Raw genomic sequence first — 11860 nt, forward strand, 5'->3', positions numbered from 1 at the left:
CGATCAGCCGACGGCGCGCAGGTCCGCCAGGAATTCCCTGATTCGCGCGGCGTTGTAGCCAACATCGCTCACGCCCACCCGGCTGACGCTGCGCATGTCGACGCGGGTAGAGCCATCGGCCACCGGCGTCACTTCCACGATCACGTCGTCGTAAAAGCGCACGTAGCCCGCCGTCGCGGTGGCTTCCAACCTGCCAGCCTCGGCATCGTAGGCGGCGATTTCCCAGCCACGATCTTCCATCAGCGCCTGCGCATCGGCCAGCACTTCCTGCGGCTGCCTGTCGATCACGATCGGCTCAATGTCAGCGTAGGCACCTTCGTGGAACGCGCGCCATTCCTCGCGGCTGAAGGGGCCGGTGCTGACCGGGTTGTCGACAGCCAGCGAGGTGAACTGGGGCGGGTCGTTCAGGTCGGTGGTGATGTCATGAATAGGCGGAACCTTGCCGCCGGGTATGACAAGCAGGGTGTAAATGACCGCCGTCAGCGCGCCGGCAAGGATCGTTCCGACGAACAGCTTCGCGACCTCTCCCGTGCTGCGCCAGAAGGCGAACGCCAGCCCGAGAATGCCGATGACTGTCAGCACACGCGCCGGATTCAGGGCCATGTAGAACGGGCCGAAGCCTGCCAGCTTGTCGATGATATCGTACCGGGCGAGGGTGGCCGCCACCAGCACGATGACAATCGCGATCAGTGCGCCGCCCAGAACGAAATTGCCGAGCCAGCGAACGGCCTTGCTGTCTTTCCTCGTGCCCGTTGCCGATGCTGCACGCGTTTCCGCCATGATCCACGTCCCCTTGTTGTGTCTTCGCGCAAGGCTTGCCCGCAAAAAGGGGCCAGCGTCAACTGCGGCCAGAGGCCCATGCCCCGGAACACGATTGCGAAATTGACTGTGTCTGTTTCCTTGTAAATCGCGCCGCAGCCTGTAATCACGCGGGCCATCATGGCAGACAGCCTTCATCTCGAACTCGCCGATTACGTGCACATGGTGCACACCGGAATCTATTCTGAGGAAACCGGCCAGCCGCAGCCGCTGCGTTTCACCGTGCGCGCAAAGCTGAAGGTGGAGCCGCATTACGATGCGGAAACGCCGCTGGATGCCAGCAAGAATTACATGGACCTGAAATTCGCCTGTTCCGACGCGCTGGGGGATCGGCACTACAAGCTGATCGAGGCCGTGGCGGATCACGTGTGCGAGACGCTGTTCCTGCAGGACAGCCGTGTCGAGGAAATCAGCGTCAAGATCGTCAAGCTGGCTTTGAGCGAGGCGGATGAGGAAATCGGCATCACACTGGTTCGGGAGCGCAGGTGATGGCGCTGGTGCGCATCGAGGCACGCGAATTGCCCAATTCGCCGCTGGATGCCGCCGCCGCTTTCCACGCGCGCATCCTGCCCGAGGCGCGCCGCGCGTCCGGCAGCGACCTGGTGCTGCTGTTCGACCCGGCCGATCACACCCACCTGCACTGGCGCACCGCTGCGGTGGAGGAACTGGCTCGCGAAGCCGCTCCGTGCCGCGTGAACGGCGCAGTCGGCGGCTCCAGCGCGGATGTGAAGGCCGTGTGCGAATACCTGCAAGGCGCGCCGGGCGTGACCGGACAACTGTTCGCTATCCATGACAATTCGGGTGCAAGTGACTAGATAGGCAGGCACATGAGTTGCTCAAAGCCCCTCGTCGACGCGTTCCAGCGCCGGATTTCCTACCTTCGCCTGTCGGTGACGGACCGCTGCGACTTGCGCTGTTCCTACTGCATGCCCGAACGCATGACCTTCCTGCCCAAGAAAGAAGTGCTTAGCCTGGAGGAGCTGCACAAGCTCGGCCTCGCCTTCATCGAACGCGGTATAACCAAGATCCGCCTCACCGGCGGCGAGCCGCTGGTGCGCCGCGACGTGATCGAACTGGTGCAGGCACTGGGCCGCAAGCTTGGAGACGGGCTGGACGAACTCACGCTCACCACCAACGGCACCCGGCTGGAGGAATTCGCGGGCGACCTGTTCGAGGCAGGCGTGCGCCGCGTGAACGTCTCGCTCGACACGATGGATGGCGAGCTGTTCGAAACGCTCTCCCGCCGCGACCGGCTGGTGCAGGTGCTGCGCGGTATCGCCGAGGCGAAGCGAGTCGGCCTCAATGTCAAGATCAACACCGTCGCGCTGAAGGGGATCAACGAGAGCGAGATTCCCTTCCTCGTCGAATGGGCGGGCACCCACGGCCACGACATGACCCTGATCGAGGTCATGCCGCTGGGCGAGGTGGATGGCGAGCGCGTCGATCATTACTTGCCGCTGCCCGCCGTGCGTGAGGTGCTGGAACAGCGCTTCACGCTCACAGACATCGCCGACAACACCGGCGGCCCGGCGCGCTATGTGCGGGTGGAGGAAACCGGCGGACGGTTGGGCTTCATCACACCGCTCACCAACAATTTCTGCGCCACCTGCAACCGCATTCGCGTGACGGCGACGGGGCAGCTCTATGCCTGCCTCGGCGGGGCCGAGAAAGTGGACCTGCGCGCCGCTCTGCGCTCCGATGCACCCGATGCCAACCTTGCCGCTGCGCTGAACGAGGCGATGCGGATCAAGCCGGAAAAGCACCACTTCCGGATCGAGAAGGGTGCCGAGCCGACTCAGCCGCGCCACATGTCGATGACGGGCGGCTGATGGCCGTTACCGTAGTTTTCATCGGCAAGCTTGCCGACCTTGCAGGCGAGGGCGAGCGCGAGGTTGCCGCTCCGCTGATATGGGCTGGCCTTGCCGATGCGCTTGGCGCGGAGATCGCCGCCGCCGTTTCCGACGATCGCACGAAGATCGCGGTGAACGGCGAAGTGCTGGCCGACAAGACTGCCCTTTCCGCCAGCGACGGGGACGAAGTGGCGCTGCTGCCTCCCGTGTCTGGCGGCTGACATGGCGCGGGACGTCCAGCTTCTCACCAAGGGCTTCTCGCCCGGCAAGGCGCTGGGCCTCTTCGCCAAGGCTCACCCGGACGCGGGCGGGATCGCCAGCTTCGTCGGCAAGGTGCGGCCCGACGGGGGCGTGAAAGTCCTCGAACTCATCAGCTACGAACGTCTGACCCTGCCGGGCATGGAAAAGCTGGCTGACGAGGTGGAAGGCCGCTGGCAACTCGATGGCCTGCTGATCCACCACCGCACCGGCCATATGCGACCCGGCGCGCCGATCGTGCTGGTGGCCGCCGCCGCGCGGCACCGCCGCGATGCATTCGAGGCGGTGGATTTTGCGATGGACCACCTCAAGTCGCGTAGCTGGTTCTGGAAGCGGGAGAAGCGCGGCGACGGCTGGCACTGGATAGAACCGCGTGCGCAAGACCACGACGACGCAAAACGCTGGGACATTTGATCGGGGTCAAAGCATAGCCGCGCGAATGGATGCATTGCCTTCTCACGACAGGAAGGAAACGCATCATGGTCGAACAACTTACCCGCGAGAAAATTGCCCAGCAGGCTGATATCCGCATCGAAGCGCCGCGCGTCGCCGCGCCGACGGATCGCACTTTCGAACTTCCCACCGGGCTTTACGCCACCACGGTGGCCTTGTTCCTCGGCTTCATCGGCACGCTCGCCATGGGCTTCGGCAATCCCGAAATGGTGATCCCCTTCGCCATCTTCGCCTTCTTCGTGGTGGCCTTCTTCGGTGTGCCCGCGATCTGGACGCGCCTTGCGCCCGCGACGAAGAGCAAGCCCAAGACCTGGAGTCGTTTCCGGCAGGACGGGATCATGACCGCCTATGGCCGCACCAGCGCACGCGATGCCACGGTGCAAGTGCTGATCCTGCCGGTGCTGATCTTCGCCTGGGGCCTCGTCTGCGTGACGATCGCCGCGCTGGTCTGACAGTCAGGAAAAACTTTCCAGGCGCGCCGGGTCGAGGATATCGATCCCGCGCGCCCCTTTGCGTTCGATAATCTTCGCGCGTTCCAGCGCGGTGAAGACGCGGCTCACGGTCTCGATGGTCAGGCCCAGCATGTTGGCCATTTCCCCGCGCGTCAGCGGCAGTTCGAATTGCAGGCGCAGATGACAGGGCGAATCGCTTGCCGCCTGCGCCAGTGCCAGCAGCAGCTTGCTCACTTGCTCGTTCGCACCGAAGCCCGATCCCAGCGCCAGCAGCTTGCGCGCCAGATGCAGGTCTTCTTCCGACCGACGCAGCAGCGCGCGGGTGAGGGCGGGGTGCTGCTCCAGCGCCCGCGTCATGTCTGTCCTGGCGAACACGCAAAGCTGCGAATCGGTCAGCGCCACGACGTCGTGGGCTGGGAAGGGGGCGAACATCTCGCCCACGAACCCGGCCGGATGGATCAGCGCGAGGATGCGCTCGTTGCCGTCCTCGTCATAGGCCGAAATCTTCAGCGCGCCGGAAACCAGCGTGGCGCAGGCGGTATCCTCGTCCCCGGCTGTGAATAGGGTTTCACCGCGCGAAAGGTGGCGCGTGCGTCCGGCACGAGCGAGTTCGCTGCGCTCCTCTTGCGTCAGGACCGAACAGGCCGCGCTGTCTCTTACCGCGCAGGTTTTGCACGCGAGGGACATGACGCCCGGCGCCTATCCCGCCAACCGGCCCAGCAGGGATCGGATGGTGGCGTCCTGCTGCTCGACAAGCGCATCGATCTCGCTGCGCACGTCGAAAATCGATTCGGTTGCGAAGGCCGAGGTTGCCGCATCCACGTAGATCCGGTCGAGATCGGCCAGCGCGATCATCGTCTGGCTGCGCTGTGCCTCGAGGTTCGCGATGGCAACCTGCGCGCGGGCCCAGGCTTCGGTTCCGCGGGCAGCGCCTGCGGCAAAGGCGGTGACGGCACGCGCATCGGGTTCGGCTGAGAGGAACCGCTGGTGTGCGGCGCGGGCACTGGCGGCAAGCTCGTCCAGCGAAGCCAGCGTAGTTGCGGGCGGGGCGGGCGGCGGCGGCGCGGGTTCCACTTCCAGCGATCCGCTCACCCGCTCTACATCGCGAATGGCGAGCGAGGGATAATCCCCCTCTGGCGAAGCGCATGCGGCCAGCAGCGCGAAAGCGGAGACAGGGAGGAGGCGAGAGACTTGCACCATAGGCTGCTTTCCCTACATTCGGCACGGAAAGCTTTCCAGCACGCATTTCGGTCGCAGATTCGGCCACGCGAAGGTTGACAGCTATCGGCGCTTCGCCTAACGGCAGCGCTCTTTCCGGTGCCCTGTGGGCGCCTTTTTTGTCATTGCCGTGAAACGGGCCGGGGTTCTCTTGGTTCGGGGTGCGGCAGAAGACACCAGATGAAACGGATTTAAGCACCATGTTCGCAGTAGTGCGCACGGGCGGCAAGCAGTACCGCGTCGCCGAAGGAGACAAGATCGCAGTCGAGAAGCTGGCGGGTGACGCTGGCGAGACGATTGTGCTGGACGATGTTCTGCTGGCCGGCGAAGGCGCCGAACTGGCCGACGCTTCGAAGGTCACGGTTTCGGCGGAAGTGATCGCCCAGGCCAAGAGCGAGAAGGTGACGGTTTTCAAGAAGCGTCGTCGTCACAACTACCGTCGCAAGAACGGCCACCGCCAGCAGATGACCCTGCTGCGCATCACGGCCGTGGGCGAAGGCAAGGCTGCGCCGAAGAAGGCTGCTGCCAAGAAGGCGGACGCTCCTGTGAAGGACACTTCGGAAGAGAAGGCTGCGGACAAGCCGAAGAAGGCCGCTCCCAAGAAGGAAGCTGCTGGCACGGCGAAGAAGGCTGCGCCCAAGAAGGCTGCCGCCACCAAGAAGAGCGCCGACAAGTCGGCCGACAAGAAGTAAGGATCTCGAACCATGGCACATAAAAAAGCAGGCGGTTCATCGCGTAACGGTCGCGACTCAGCAGGTCGTCGCCTTGGTGTGAAGAAGTTCGGCGGTCAGGACGTGATCGGCGGCAACATTATCGTGCGTCAGCGCGGCACGAAGTTCTACCCGGGTGCCAACGTCGGCATGGGCAAGGACCACACGCTGTTCGCCCTGGGCGCAGGCAAGGTCCGCTTCCACGACGGCAAGCTCGGCCGCAAATACGTATCGGTAGACGCGATGGCGGAAGCCGCCGAATAACCGGATGATTCGATAATGGGGTCATCCACTGGGATGGCCCCTTTCGAGCCGCTACAGGACTCGAAAAATCGGAAGGAGATGGGGCCGCCCCGTCTCCTTTTTTGATTCTCCTTCCCAAGGGTCAGACCCGAATTTGAAACACCGGTGGCCCACTGGAGGCGGGCACTCGGTTTTGGGGAGAATACCAATGTTCATGCGTACCGAGCGGCTGTTCCTGCGGCCGATATTCCCTGAAGACTGGCGCGAGATCTATCTCGGCATCGCCGATTTCGGCGTTGTCAGCATGCTGGCGCGCGCACCGTGGCCCTATACCGAAGCCGACGCGCAGGCCTATTGCCGCCGCTCGGTAGCCGCAGGTGCGATGACATTCTCGGTAACGCTGCCCGAAATCACCGGTGCGCCCGTGATCGGCCAGATCGGCGTGGAGCCGGACGAGGAAGGCTTCGAACTGGGCTACTGGATCGGTCGCCAGTGGCAAGGCCGCGGCTATGCCAGCGAAGCGGTTCGCGGCGTGCTGTCGATGGCCCGCGCCTTCGGTATGGAAAGCGTAAACGCCGGGCACTTCCTAGAAAACACCGTCAGCGGCAAGGTGCTGAAGGCAAACGGTTTCGTCGAGACCGGGGAAATTCGCCCGACGGCTTGCGCGGCGCGTGGCGGAGAGGCGTTTCTCGCCCGCCGCTATCGCTGCGATCTGACGCTAACGATGGAACTACCCGACGCCGAGGCCGCGTAAGGCCGGCCGTGCCTGTCGCTATTCGGCGGGCACGGCTGCCGGTTCGCTGCCCGCCGTGTCGCCATCGTACGCGGCGATCAGGTGGCGGTCGTCATGGTCCCAGGGATGGAAGCCGGGCCGGAAATAGCCAAGCCACGCAGGGAATATCTTGCGCAATATCCCCGGCTTCCCGAACAGGTAGCGCACAAGCCCCCATTTCGCGCGCCAACCCGTGATCCCGTCCTGCGCCATCAGTTCCAGCGCATCGGCGGAGCGATTGCGCAGAAAACGGAAGCTGACGATCACCATCAGCAGGCTACGCACCCGCCAGCGCTTGAACGCGGGCCAGTTGCGCGTGGCGTTCAGCCAGGTGTCGTAGGCGACGCCCTTGTGCTCGATTTCCTCCGCCGCGTGCCACATCCACAGGTCGGGATCGCCCATGCCTGCGGTTGCCAGCGCGCCTGGGTTCTTCAAAAACTGGTGCGCGAACATGGCGGTAAAGTGTTCCAAAGCGCAGGTGATGGCGAGCTGCACGATCGGCGGTGTCGCCAGCGTCTGGTCCACCAGGTGGTTTACGCGCGCCGTGATTGCAGAGATGTCGTATCCCGCCTCTTCCACCACTCGGTTGAACGCGATGTGTTCGCGCGTGTGGTTCACTTCCTGGCGGATGAAATCGCGGATTTCGGCTGCCAATTGCGGCGGCACGTCGTCACGGTGCGCCTTTACCGCCTCGATGAACATCGCTTCTCCGCGCGGGAAACTGCACGAGAGGGCGGCAAACCAGGCAGAGGCGATCGGGTCCACCCCGCGCTGCCGCTTCCGGTCGCGCGCAAAGCGTTTGTCGCGGATGGTGAGCGAGCGAGTTTCGGGCGGGGTTTCTTGCCAGTGCGGGTGTGCCGTCATATCACGGACCTCTTCGATGATGACTGCTCGGGAAATAGGGGGTACTTACAAAGGTGTCAATAAGGAAGCGATTGAGCCCGGAGGAAAGCCGCGCGGTCGCGCTGGAAGCGGCGCGCGCGCTGCTGATCGAGGCCGGACCGCAGAGTGTCACCCTGAAAGCCGTTGCCAGCCGTATCGGCCGCACCCACGCGAACCTGCTCCATCATTTCGGCTCGGCTTCCGGCTTGCAGAAGGAACTGGCCCGTCACCTGGCCCAGACCGTGTGCGATTCGATCGGCGATGCCGTGCGCGCGACGCGGGCCGGTATCGGCAGTCCCCGCGAAGTGGTGGACCTGACGTTCGACGCTTTCGGGCAGGAGGGTGGCGGCGCGCTGGCAAGCTGGATGCTGGCGTCGGGCAACGAGGACGCGCTCAATCCCATCATCGAGACCATTCACACGCTGGTGGACGACCTCAATCCCGAGGAAGTCGCTCACGATTCGCAGCGCTCGATGCACGAGACGACTTTCTCGCTGGTCCTCCTCGCGCTGGGCGATGCCCTGTTGGGAGAGCAGCTGGCCGAATCGCTGGCGGTGGAACGCACCACCGCGCGCGACCGGGCGGAATCGATGATGATCGCTGCGTTCGAGAAGAACGGCATCGAAGTCTAGGCGCCGTCCACTTCGCCCAGATCGAGCCATTCGGGCACGAGGTCCGCCGGAATATCCGCCACGCGCAAGTGATCGACAGCAATGCCAAGGTCCTCGTGCATGGCCTTGCGACGCTTTTCTTCCGAGCGCTCGAGGGGAACCACCATGAGACGGCGGTTCACCTTCTGCCGCCAGTTCATGCGCGCGGTGTTCTCCTGCCCGATGTAGCAGCCCTTGTTGAAACTGACGCCGTTGAGTTCGACGGCGTTCGTCTCCAGCCACAGGATATCGCCCAGTTCCGCGCTCCCCTCGGGCACGCGGAGGGCAAGGCGATGGGCGCGCCACGCCGCGTCTGCGCTTTCGTCGACATCGTTTGCCGGGGCCAGCCAGCGCCACCCCAGCGCGGGCAACCGCGGATCGGGGGAGGCTCCCTCGCGCGCGTCAGCCTGCCAATGCACCGCCAGCGTCTCGTCGCGGCCGATCTCCAGCTTGCGGCGCAGGCGATAGAGCGACAGGCGCTTGGCGAGATCGTCCGCCACCTCGGCCTCGCAGTCGAGCAGGATGTCGCCGCCATCGCGCCACACGATCATGTCGAACATGGTCTTGCCCTGCGCCGTCAGCAGCGCGGCGTAGGTGGGCAAGTCACCCACGACGTCGTTCGTCAGCAGGCCTTGCAGGAAAGCGGCGGGGTCCTCGGCGGAGTCGGTGGCGGAAACGCGCACCAGCGCGCGGGATTTCAGGCGGGTTGCACTCATGGGTGACAGATAGGACCGCGCGCGCCATAGGCAATGCAATGGCGCGCACATACGATCAGGTGGTCTTTTCCGGCGGAGGCATCCGTTGCTTCTGGCACGGGGGTTTCCTCAGTGAGGTCGGGAGTTTCGAGGAACTGCAACCCCGGCGGATCAGCAGCGTATCAGGCGGAGCACTGAGCGCCGCCAGCTGGATCGGCGGGCGCGAGGAAGACCTGCTGGCGGTGATGAGCGAAGCGTTCAAGGTGAACGATTCCAACGTCGATGCCGGGAAATCCAATTTCACCCCGCACCAGGAAATCTACCGGGACGTGGTGGACGTGACGCTGGATGCAGAAGCGATCGAGCGGGTGGCCGATGGCCCGGAATACGAGGTCGCTCTCAGCGTGCCGCCCGAGCAGCTTGCGCCGCACCTCTCGGCTATCTTCTATGGCTTGCTCTACCAGCTGGACCAGGCCGTGCGTTCCACGCCGCACCTGCGCTGGCCGCGTGGTTCGGGGCTTGGTGAAATCCGTGTCGATGGCAGGCAGGCCGCGCGCGATGGCAAGCTGGTGGATCTGATCTGCGCCGCCGCGACCATCCCGCCGGTGTTCGACGTTCCCCGATGGCAGGATTGCCGCGTCCTTGATGGTGGTATGTTGGACAAGGCCCCGCTGCCGCTGGAGAGCGAGGGCGAAACGCTGGTCCTGCTCACCTCGCGTTATCGGCAGTGCCCGCAGGTTCCGGGCCGAACCTATGTGATGCCCAGCTGCGAGGTGGCGGCAGACAAGATAGACTTTTCCGATGCCAGCAAGGTCACGCGAACATGGGATCAGGGCGTGCGCGACGGCAAGGCGTGGCTGGCGGAGCAGGGCGGAGGCGATTAAGGCGCAAGGCATGACCGATTCCCTGACGATCCGCCGCCCCGACGACTGGCACGTACACCTGCGCGATGGCGCCATGCTGGAGGCCGTAGTCGGCCACACCGCGCGCCAGTTCGCTCGCGCCATCGTAATGCCGAACCTCACTCCGCCGGTGACGACTGTTGCCGCCGCACAGGCCTATCGCGAGCGGATCATCGCGGCGCTGCCTGAAGGAGCGGATTTCACTCCGCTGATGACCTGCTATCTCACGAACAACACGGATCCCGACGAAGTGCGGCGCGGGTTCGAGGCAGGGGTGTTCACCGCCTGCAAGCTCTATCCCGCAGGTGCGACCACGAATTCCGACAGCGGTGTCACCGATGTCGCCAACATTCGGGGCGTGCTGGAAGTGATGGCCGAGATCGGCATGGTGCTGTGCGTACACGGTGAAGTGACCAGCGCGGACGTCGACATCTTCGACCGCGAGGCGGTGTTCATCGAGCGCACGCTTGCGCCGCTCCTGAAGGGATTGCCAGACCTGAAAGTGGTGTTCGAGCACCTCACCAGCGAGGAAGGGGTGCAATTCGTGGAGAGCGCAGGCGCGAACGTTGCGGCCACGATCACCCCGCAGCACCTTCACATCAACCGCAACGCCATGCTGGTGGGCGGGATGCGCCCGCACGCCTATTGCCTGCCCGTCGCCAAGCGCGAGAAGCACCGGCTGGCGCTGCGCCGCGCGGCCACCAGCGGGTCTCCCAAGTTCTTCCTCGGCACCGACAGCGCGCCCCATGCGCGCGAGGCCAAGGAAAGCGCCTGCGGTTGCGCAGGTATTTTCAATGCGCCCTTTGCGCTGGAAAGCTACCTCTCCGTGTTCGAGGACGAGGGTGCTATCGACCACTTCGAGGGCTTTGCCTCCGAGAATGGCCCGCGCTTTTACGGCCTGCCGATGAACGAGGATCGCGTGACGCTGGAGCGCGCCCAGACCGAAGTTCCCGAAGCGATCAAGGCCGATGGCACGCAGCTCGTGCCGTTTCACGCGGGCGAGAAGCTGCGCTGGCGCTTTCTCGGCTAATCAGGGCGTTACGCCGCGTGCCAGCTTCGCCTGCCGCTCCCGGCGAGCGTTGCGGAACATGTCCCAGCTGAACAGCGCGATAGCGGTCCAGATCAGGACGAAGCAGACGAGCTGCGCGGGCTTCATTTCCTGCCGGAATACCAAGAGGCCAAGCAGGAAGACGATCGTGGGCGAGATGAACTGCAGGAAGCCGATGGTGCTGTAGGGCAGGGCGCGGGCGGCCGTGGCGAACAGCAGCAGCGGGACCGCGGTCATCGCGCCGCCGAACACGATCGCGGTCGTTTCCAGCGCCTCCCGGCCGAGAACCACGCCGTCTCCCACCAGTTCGGTCCAGCCGAGAAATGCGATCACGAACGGCAGGAGAATGATGGATTCGCAGGTCAGCCCCAGCAGAGGCCCGGCCTCCACTGTCTTGCGCAGCAAACCGTAAATGCCGAAAGTGGTGGCCACGGTCACGCTGAGCCACAGCGTGGTCAGCGCGCCGGCAGACAGGGCCGCAACGCCGATAACTGCCAGCGCCACCGCACCCGCCTGCGGCTTCGTGAGGCGTTCCTTCAGGAAGGCAACGCCCAGGAGCATCATCACGAGAGGCAGGATGTAGTAGCCGAGGCTGGCAGCGTAGACCTGGTGCTGCTGGATCGCCCAGACATAGAGAAACCAGTTCACGGCGATCAGCGCGGAACTGAAGGCAAGGGTGCGCATGGTGCGCCAGTTGACCAGCACCTGCGCAAGATCGCCCAGCATCCGGGAGCGGATGACGAAGAACAGGCAGATCGGCAGGGTGAAGAACGTCCGCCAGGCCACGTATTCCAGCGGCGGCACGCGGTCCACCAGCATCAGATAGACCGGCATCGAACCCCAGATCGCATGGGTGCAGAGCGCGAGAATCAGTGCACGCTCCCTGCTGGTTTCCTGCTCGGCCATGG

The 11860-nt window shown here is 64.5% G+C and carries 18 protein-coding genes; 12 read left to right on the forward strand and 6 right to left on the reverse strand.

The features are described from left to right. Positions 1-3: 3 nt before the first annotated feature. Complete coding sequence (locus D4Q51_RS12100) at positions 4-780, reverse strand: DUF1499 domain-containing protein (protein WP_162925313.1); 777 nt, start codon at positions 778-780, stop codon at positions 4-6. A 159-nt stretch (positions 781-939) separates the two neighbouring features. On the opposite strand from D4Q51_RS12100, the gene D4Q51_RS12105 reads away from it, so the two are divergent. From D4Q51_RS12105 to D4Q51_RS12130, 6 genes are all read left to right on the forward strand, one after another. Continuing rightward, positions 940-1308, forward strand: a complete 369-nt coding sequence (locus D4Q51_RS12105; protein ID WP_120078731.1) for a dihydroneopterin aldolase — start codon at positions 940-942, stop codon at positions 1306-1308. After that, complete coding sequence (locus D4Q51_RS12110; RefSeq protein WP_120078034.1) at positions 1308-1634, forward strand: Rossmann fold domain-containing protein; 327 nt, start codon at positions 1308-1310, stop codon at positions 1632-1634. The genes D4Q51_RS12105 and D4Q51_RS12110 overlap by 1 nt, the downstream gene beginning before the upstream one ends. 12 nt (positions 1635-1646) lie before the next feature. Continuing rightward, a complete protein-coding gene (moaA, locus tag D4Q51_RS12115) occupies positions 1647-2648 on the forward strand; it encodes a GTP 3',8-cyclase MoaA (RefSeq protein ID WP_120078035.1) in 1002 nt (333 codons plus the stop codon). Next, positions 2648-2890 carry a MoaD/ThiS family protein gene (locus D4Q51_RS12120; protein ID WP_120078036.1) on the forward strand — a complete coding sequence of 81 codons (243 nt, stop codon included), beginning with the start codon at positions 2648-2650 and terminating at the stop codon, positions 2888-2890. The genes moaA and D4Q51_RS12120 overlap by 1 nt, the downstream gene beginning before the upstream one ends. Before the next feature lies 1 nt (position 2891). Further along, positions 2892-3341 (forward strand): molybdenum cofactor biosynthesis protein MoaE, encoded by a 450-nt coding sequence (locus D4Q51_RS12125; protein WP_120078037.1) that lies wholly within the window; start codon positions 2892-2894, stop codon positions 3339-3341. A 65-nt stretch (positions 3342-3406) separates the two neighbouring features. After that, positions 3407-3832, forward strand: a complete 426-nt coding sequence (locus D4Q51_RS12130; RefSeq protein ID WP_120078038.1) for a hypothetical protein — start codon at positions 3407-3409, stop codon at positions 3830-3832. A gap of 3 nt (positions 3833-3835) precedes the next feature. On the opposite strand, the gene D4Q51_RS12135 is transcribed toward D4Q51_RS12130, so the two are convergent. After that, a complete protein-coding gene (locus D4Q51_RS12135) occupies positions 3836-4519 on the reverse strand; it encodes a Crp/Fnr family transcriptional regulator (RefSeq protein WP_120078039.1) in 684 nt (227 codons plus the stop codon). 12 nt (positions 4520-4531) lie between these two features. Then, positions 4532-5032, reverse strand: coding sequence for a hypothetical protein (locus D4Q51_RS12140; RefSeq protein WP_120078040.1), 501 nt, complete (start codon positions 5030-5032; stop codon positions 4532-4534). Positions 5033-5250: 218 nt separating this feature from the next. Between D4Q51_RS12140 and rplU the strand changes: the two genes are divergently transcribed. The 3 genes from rplU to D4Q51_RS12155 all read left to right on the forward strand — a co-directional run bounded on the left by rplU (position 5251) and on the right by D4Q51_RS12155 (position 6757). After that, positions 5251-5742, forward strand: a complete 492-nt coding sequence (rplU, locus tag D4Q51_RS12145; RefSeq protein WP_120078041.1) for a 50S ribosomal protein L21 — start codon at positions 5251-5253, stop codon at positions 5740-5742. Between the two features lie 12 nt (positions 5743-5754). Further along, complete coding sequence (gene rpmA, locus D4Q51_RS12150) at positions 5755-6024, forward strand: 50S ribosomal protein L27 (RefSeq protein WP_120078042.1); 270 nt, start codon at positions 5755-5757, stop codon at positions 6022-6024. Positions 6025-6211: 187 nt separating this feature from the next. Continuing rightward, a complete protein-coding gene (locus D4Q51_RS12155; protein WP_120078043.1) occupies positions 6212-6757 on the forward strand; it encodes a GNAT family N-acetyltransferase in 546 nt (181 codons plus the stop codon). 18 nt (positions 6758-6775) lie between these two features. Here the strand turns inward: D4Q51_RS12155 and D4Q51_RS12160 are convergent, their stop codons facing one another. Then, on the reverse strand, positions 6776-7639 hold the full coding sequence (locus D4Q51_RS12160; protein WP_120078044.1) for a metal-dependent hydrolase: 864 nt from the start codon (positions 7637-7639) through the stop codon (positions 6776-6778). Between the two features lie 53 nt (positions 7640-7692). Here D4Q51_RS12160 and D4Q51_RS12165 point away from each other — a divergent pair, with 53 nt between their 5' ends. Continuing rightward, on the forward strand, positions 7693-8289 hold the full coding sequence (locus tag D4Q51_RS12165) for a TetR/AcrR family transcriptional regulator (protein WP_120078045.1): 597 nt from the start codon (positions 7693-7695) through the stop codon (positions 8287-8289). Here the strand turns inward: D4Q51_RS12165 and ygfZ are convergent. Then, positions 8286-9023, reverse strand: a complete 738-nt coding sequence (gene ygfZ / locus D4Q51_RS12170; RefSeq protein ID WP_120078046.1) for a CAF17-like 4Fe-4S cluster assembly/insertion protein YgfZ — start codon at positions 9021-9023, stop codon at positions 8286-8288. The genes D4Q51_RS12165 and ygfZ overlap by 4 nt on opposite strands. Before the next feature lie 38 nt (positions 9024-9061). On the opposite strand from ygfZ, the gene D4Q51_RS12175 reads away from it, so the two are divergent. Then, positions 9062-9886, forward strand: a complete 825-nt coding sequence (locus D4Q51_RS12175; protein WP_120078047.1) for a patatin-like phospholipase family protein — start codon at positions 9062-9064, stop codon at positions 9884-9886. 10 nt (positions 9887-9896) lie between these two features. Beyond that, positions 9897-10934: a dihydroorotase gene (pyrC, locus tag D4Q51_RS12180; protein WP_120078048.1), complete on the forward strand. Its 1038-nt coding sequence runs from the start codon at positions 9897-9899 to the stop codon at positions 10932-10934. On the opposite strand, the gene rarD is transcribed toward pyrC, so the two are convergent. Further along, positions 10935-11858 (reverse strand): EamA family transporter RarD, encoded by a 924-nt coding sequence (gene rarD / locus D4Q51_RS12185; RefSeq protein WP_120078049.1) that lies wholly within the window; start codon positions 11856-11858, stop codon positions 10935-10937. Positions 11859-11860: the final 2 nt, after the last annotated feature.

Origin of the sequence: Aurantiacibacter odishensis (assembly GCF_003605195.1) — a bacterium.
Lineage (GTDB): Bacteria > Pseudomonadota > Alphaproteobacteria > Sphingomonadales > Sphingomonadaceae > Alteraurantiacibacter > Alteraurantiacibacter odishensis.

Excerpts from the sequence above, each read along its gene's own strand:
- D4Q51_RS12175 (WP_120078047.1), top strand. The coding sequence starts at position 9,062 with ATGGCGCGCACATACGATCAGGTGGTCTTTTCCGGCGGAGGCATCCGT.
- rplU (WP_120078041.1), top strand. The coding sequence starts at position 5,251 with ATGTTCGCAGTAGTGCGCACGGGCGGCAAGCAGTACCGCGTCGCCGAA.
- D4Q51_RS12125 (WP_120078037.1), top strand. The coding sequence starts at position 2,892 with ATGGCGCGGGACGTCCAGCTTCTCACCAAGGGCTTCTCGCCCGGCAAG.
- rpmA (WP_120078042.1), top strand. The coding sequence starts at position 5,755 with ATGGCACATAAAAAAGCAGGCGGTTCATCGCGTAACGGTCGCGACTCA.
- ygfZ (WP_120078046.1), bottom strand. The coding sequence starts at position 9,023 with ATGAGTGCAACCCGCCTGAAATCCCGCGCGCTGGTGCGCGTTTCCGCC.
- D4Q51_RS12110 (WP_120078034.1), top strand. The coding sequence starts at position 1,308 with ATGGCGCTGGTGCGCATCGAGGCACGCGAATTGCCCAATTCGCCGCTG.
- D4Q51_RS12130 (WP_120078038.1), top strand. The coding sequence starts at position 3,407 with ATGGTCGAACAACTTACCCGCGAGAAAATTGCCCAGCAGGCTGATATC.
- D4Q51_RS12155 (WP_120078043.1), top strand. The coding sequence starts at position 6,212 with ATGTTCATGCGTACCGAGCGGCTGTTCCTGCGGCCGATATTCCCTGAA.
- D4Q51_RS12105 (WP_120078731.1), top strand. The coding sequence starts at position 940 with ATGGCAGACAGCCTTCATCTCGAACTCGCCGATTACGTGCACATGGTG.
- D4Q51_RS12100 (WP_162925313.1), bottom strand. The coding sequence starts at position 780 with ATGGCGGAAACGCGTGCAGCATCGGCAACGGGCACGAGGAAAGACAGC.
- rarD (WP_120078049.1), bottom strand. The coding sequence starts at position 11,858 with ATGGCCGAGCAGGAAACCAGCAGGGAGCGTGCACTGATTCTCGCGCTC.
- pyrC (WP_120078048.1), top strand. The coding sequence starts at position 9,897 with ATGACCGATTCCCTGACGATCCGCCGCCCCGACGACTGGCACGTACAC.
- D4Q51_RS12135 (WP_120078039.1), bottom strand. The coding sequence starts at position 4,519 with ATGTCCCTCGCGTGCAAAACCTGCGCGGTAAGAGACAGCGCGGCCTGT.
- D4Q51_RS12160 (WP_120078044.1), bottom strand. The coding sequence starts at position 7,639 with ATGACGGCACACCCGCACTGGCAAGAAACCCCGCCCGAAACTCGCTCG.
- D4Q51_RS12140 (WP_120078040.1), bottom strand. The coding sequence starts at position 5,032 with ATGGTGCAAGTCTCTCGCCTCCTCCCTGTCTCCGCTTTCGCGCTGCTG.
- moaA (WP_120078035.1), top strand. The coding sequence starts at position 1,647 with ATGAGTTGCTCAAAGCCCCTCGTCGACGCGTTCCAGCGCCGGATTTCC.
- D4Q51_RS12120 (WP_120078036.1), top strand. The coding sequence starts at position 2,648 with ATGGCCGTTACCGTAGTTTTCATCGGCAAGCTTGCCGACCTTGCAGGC.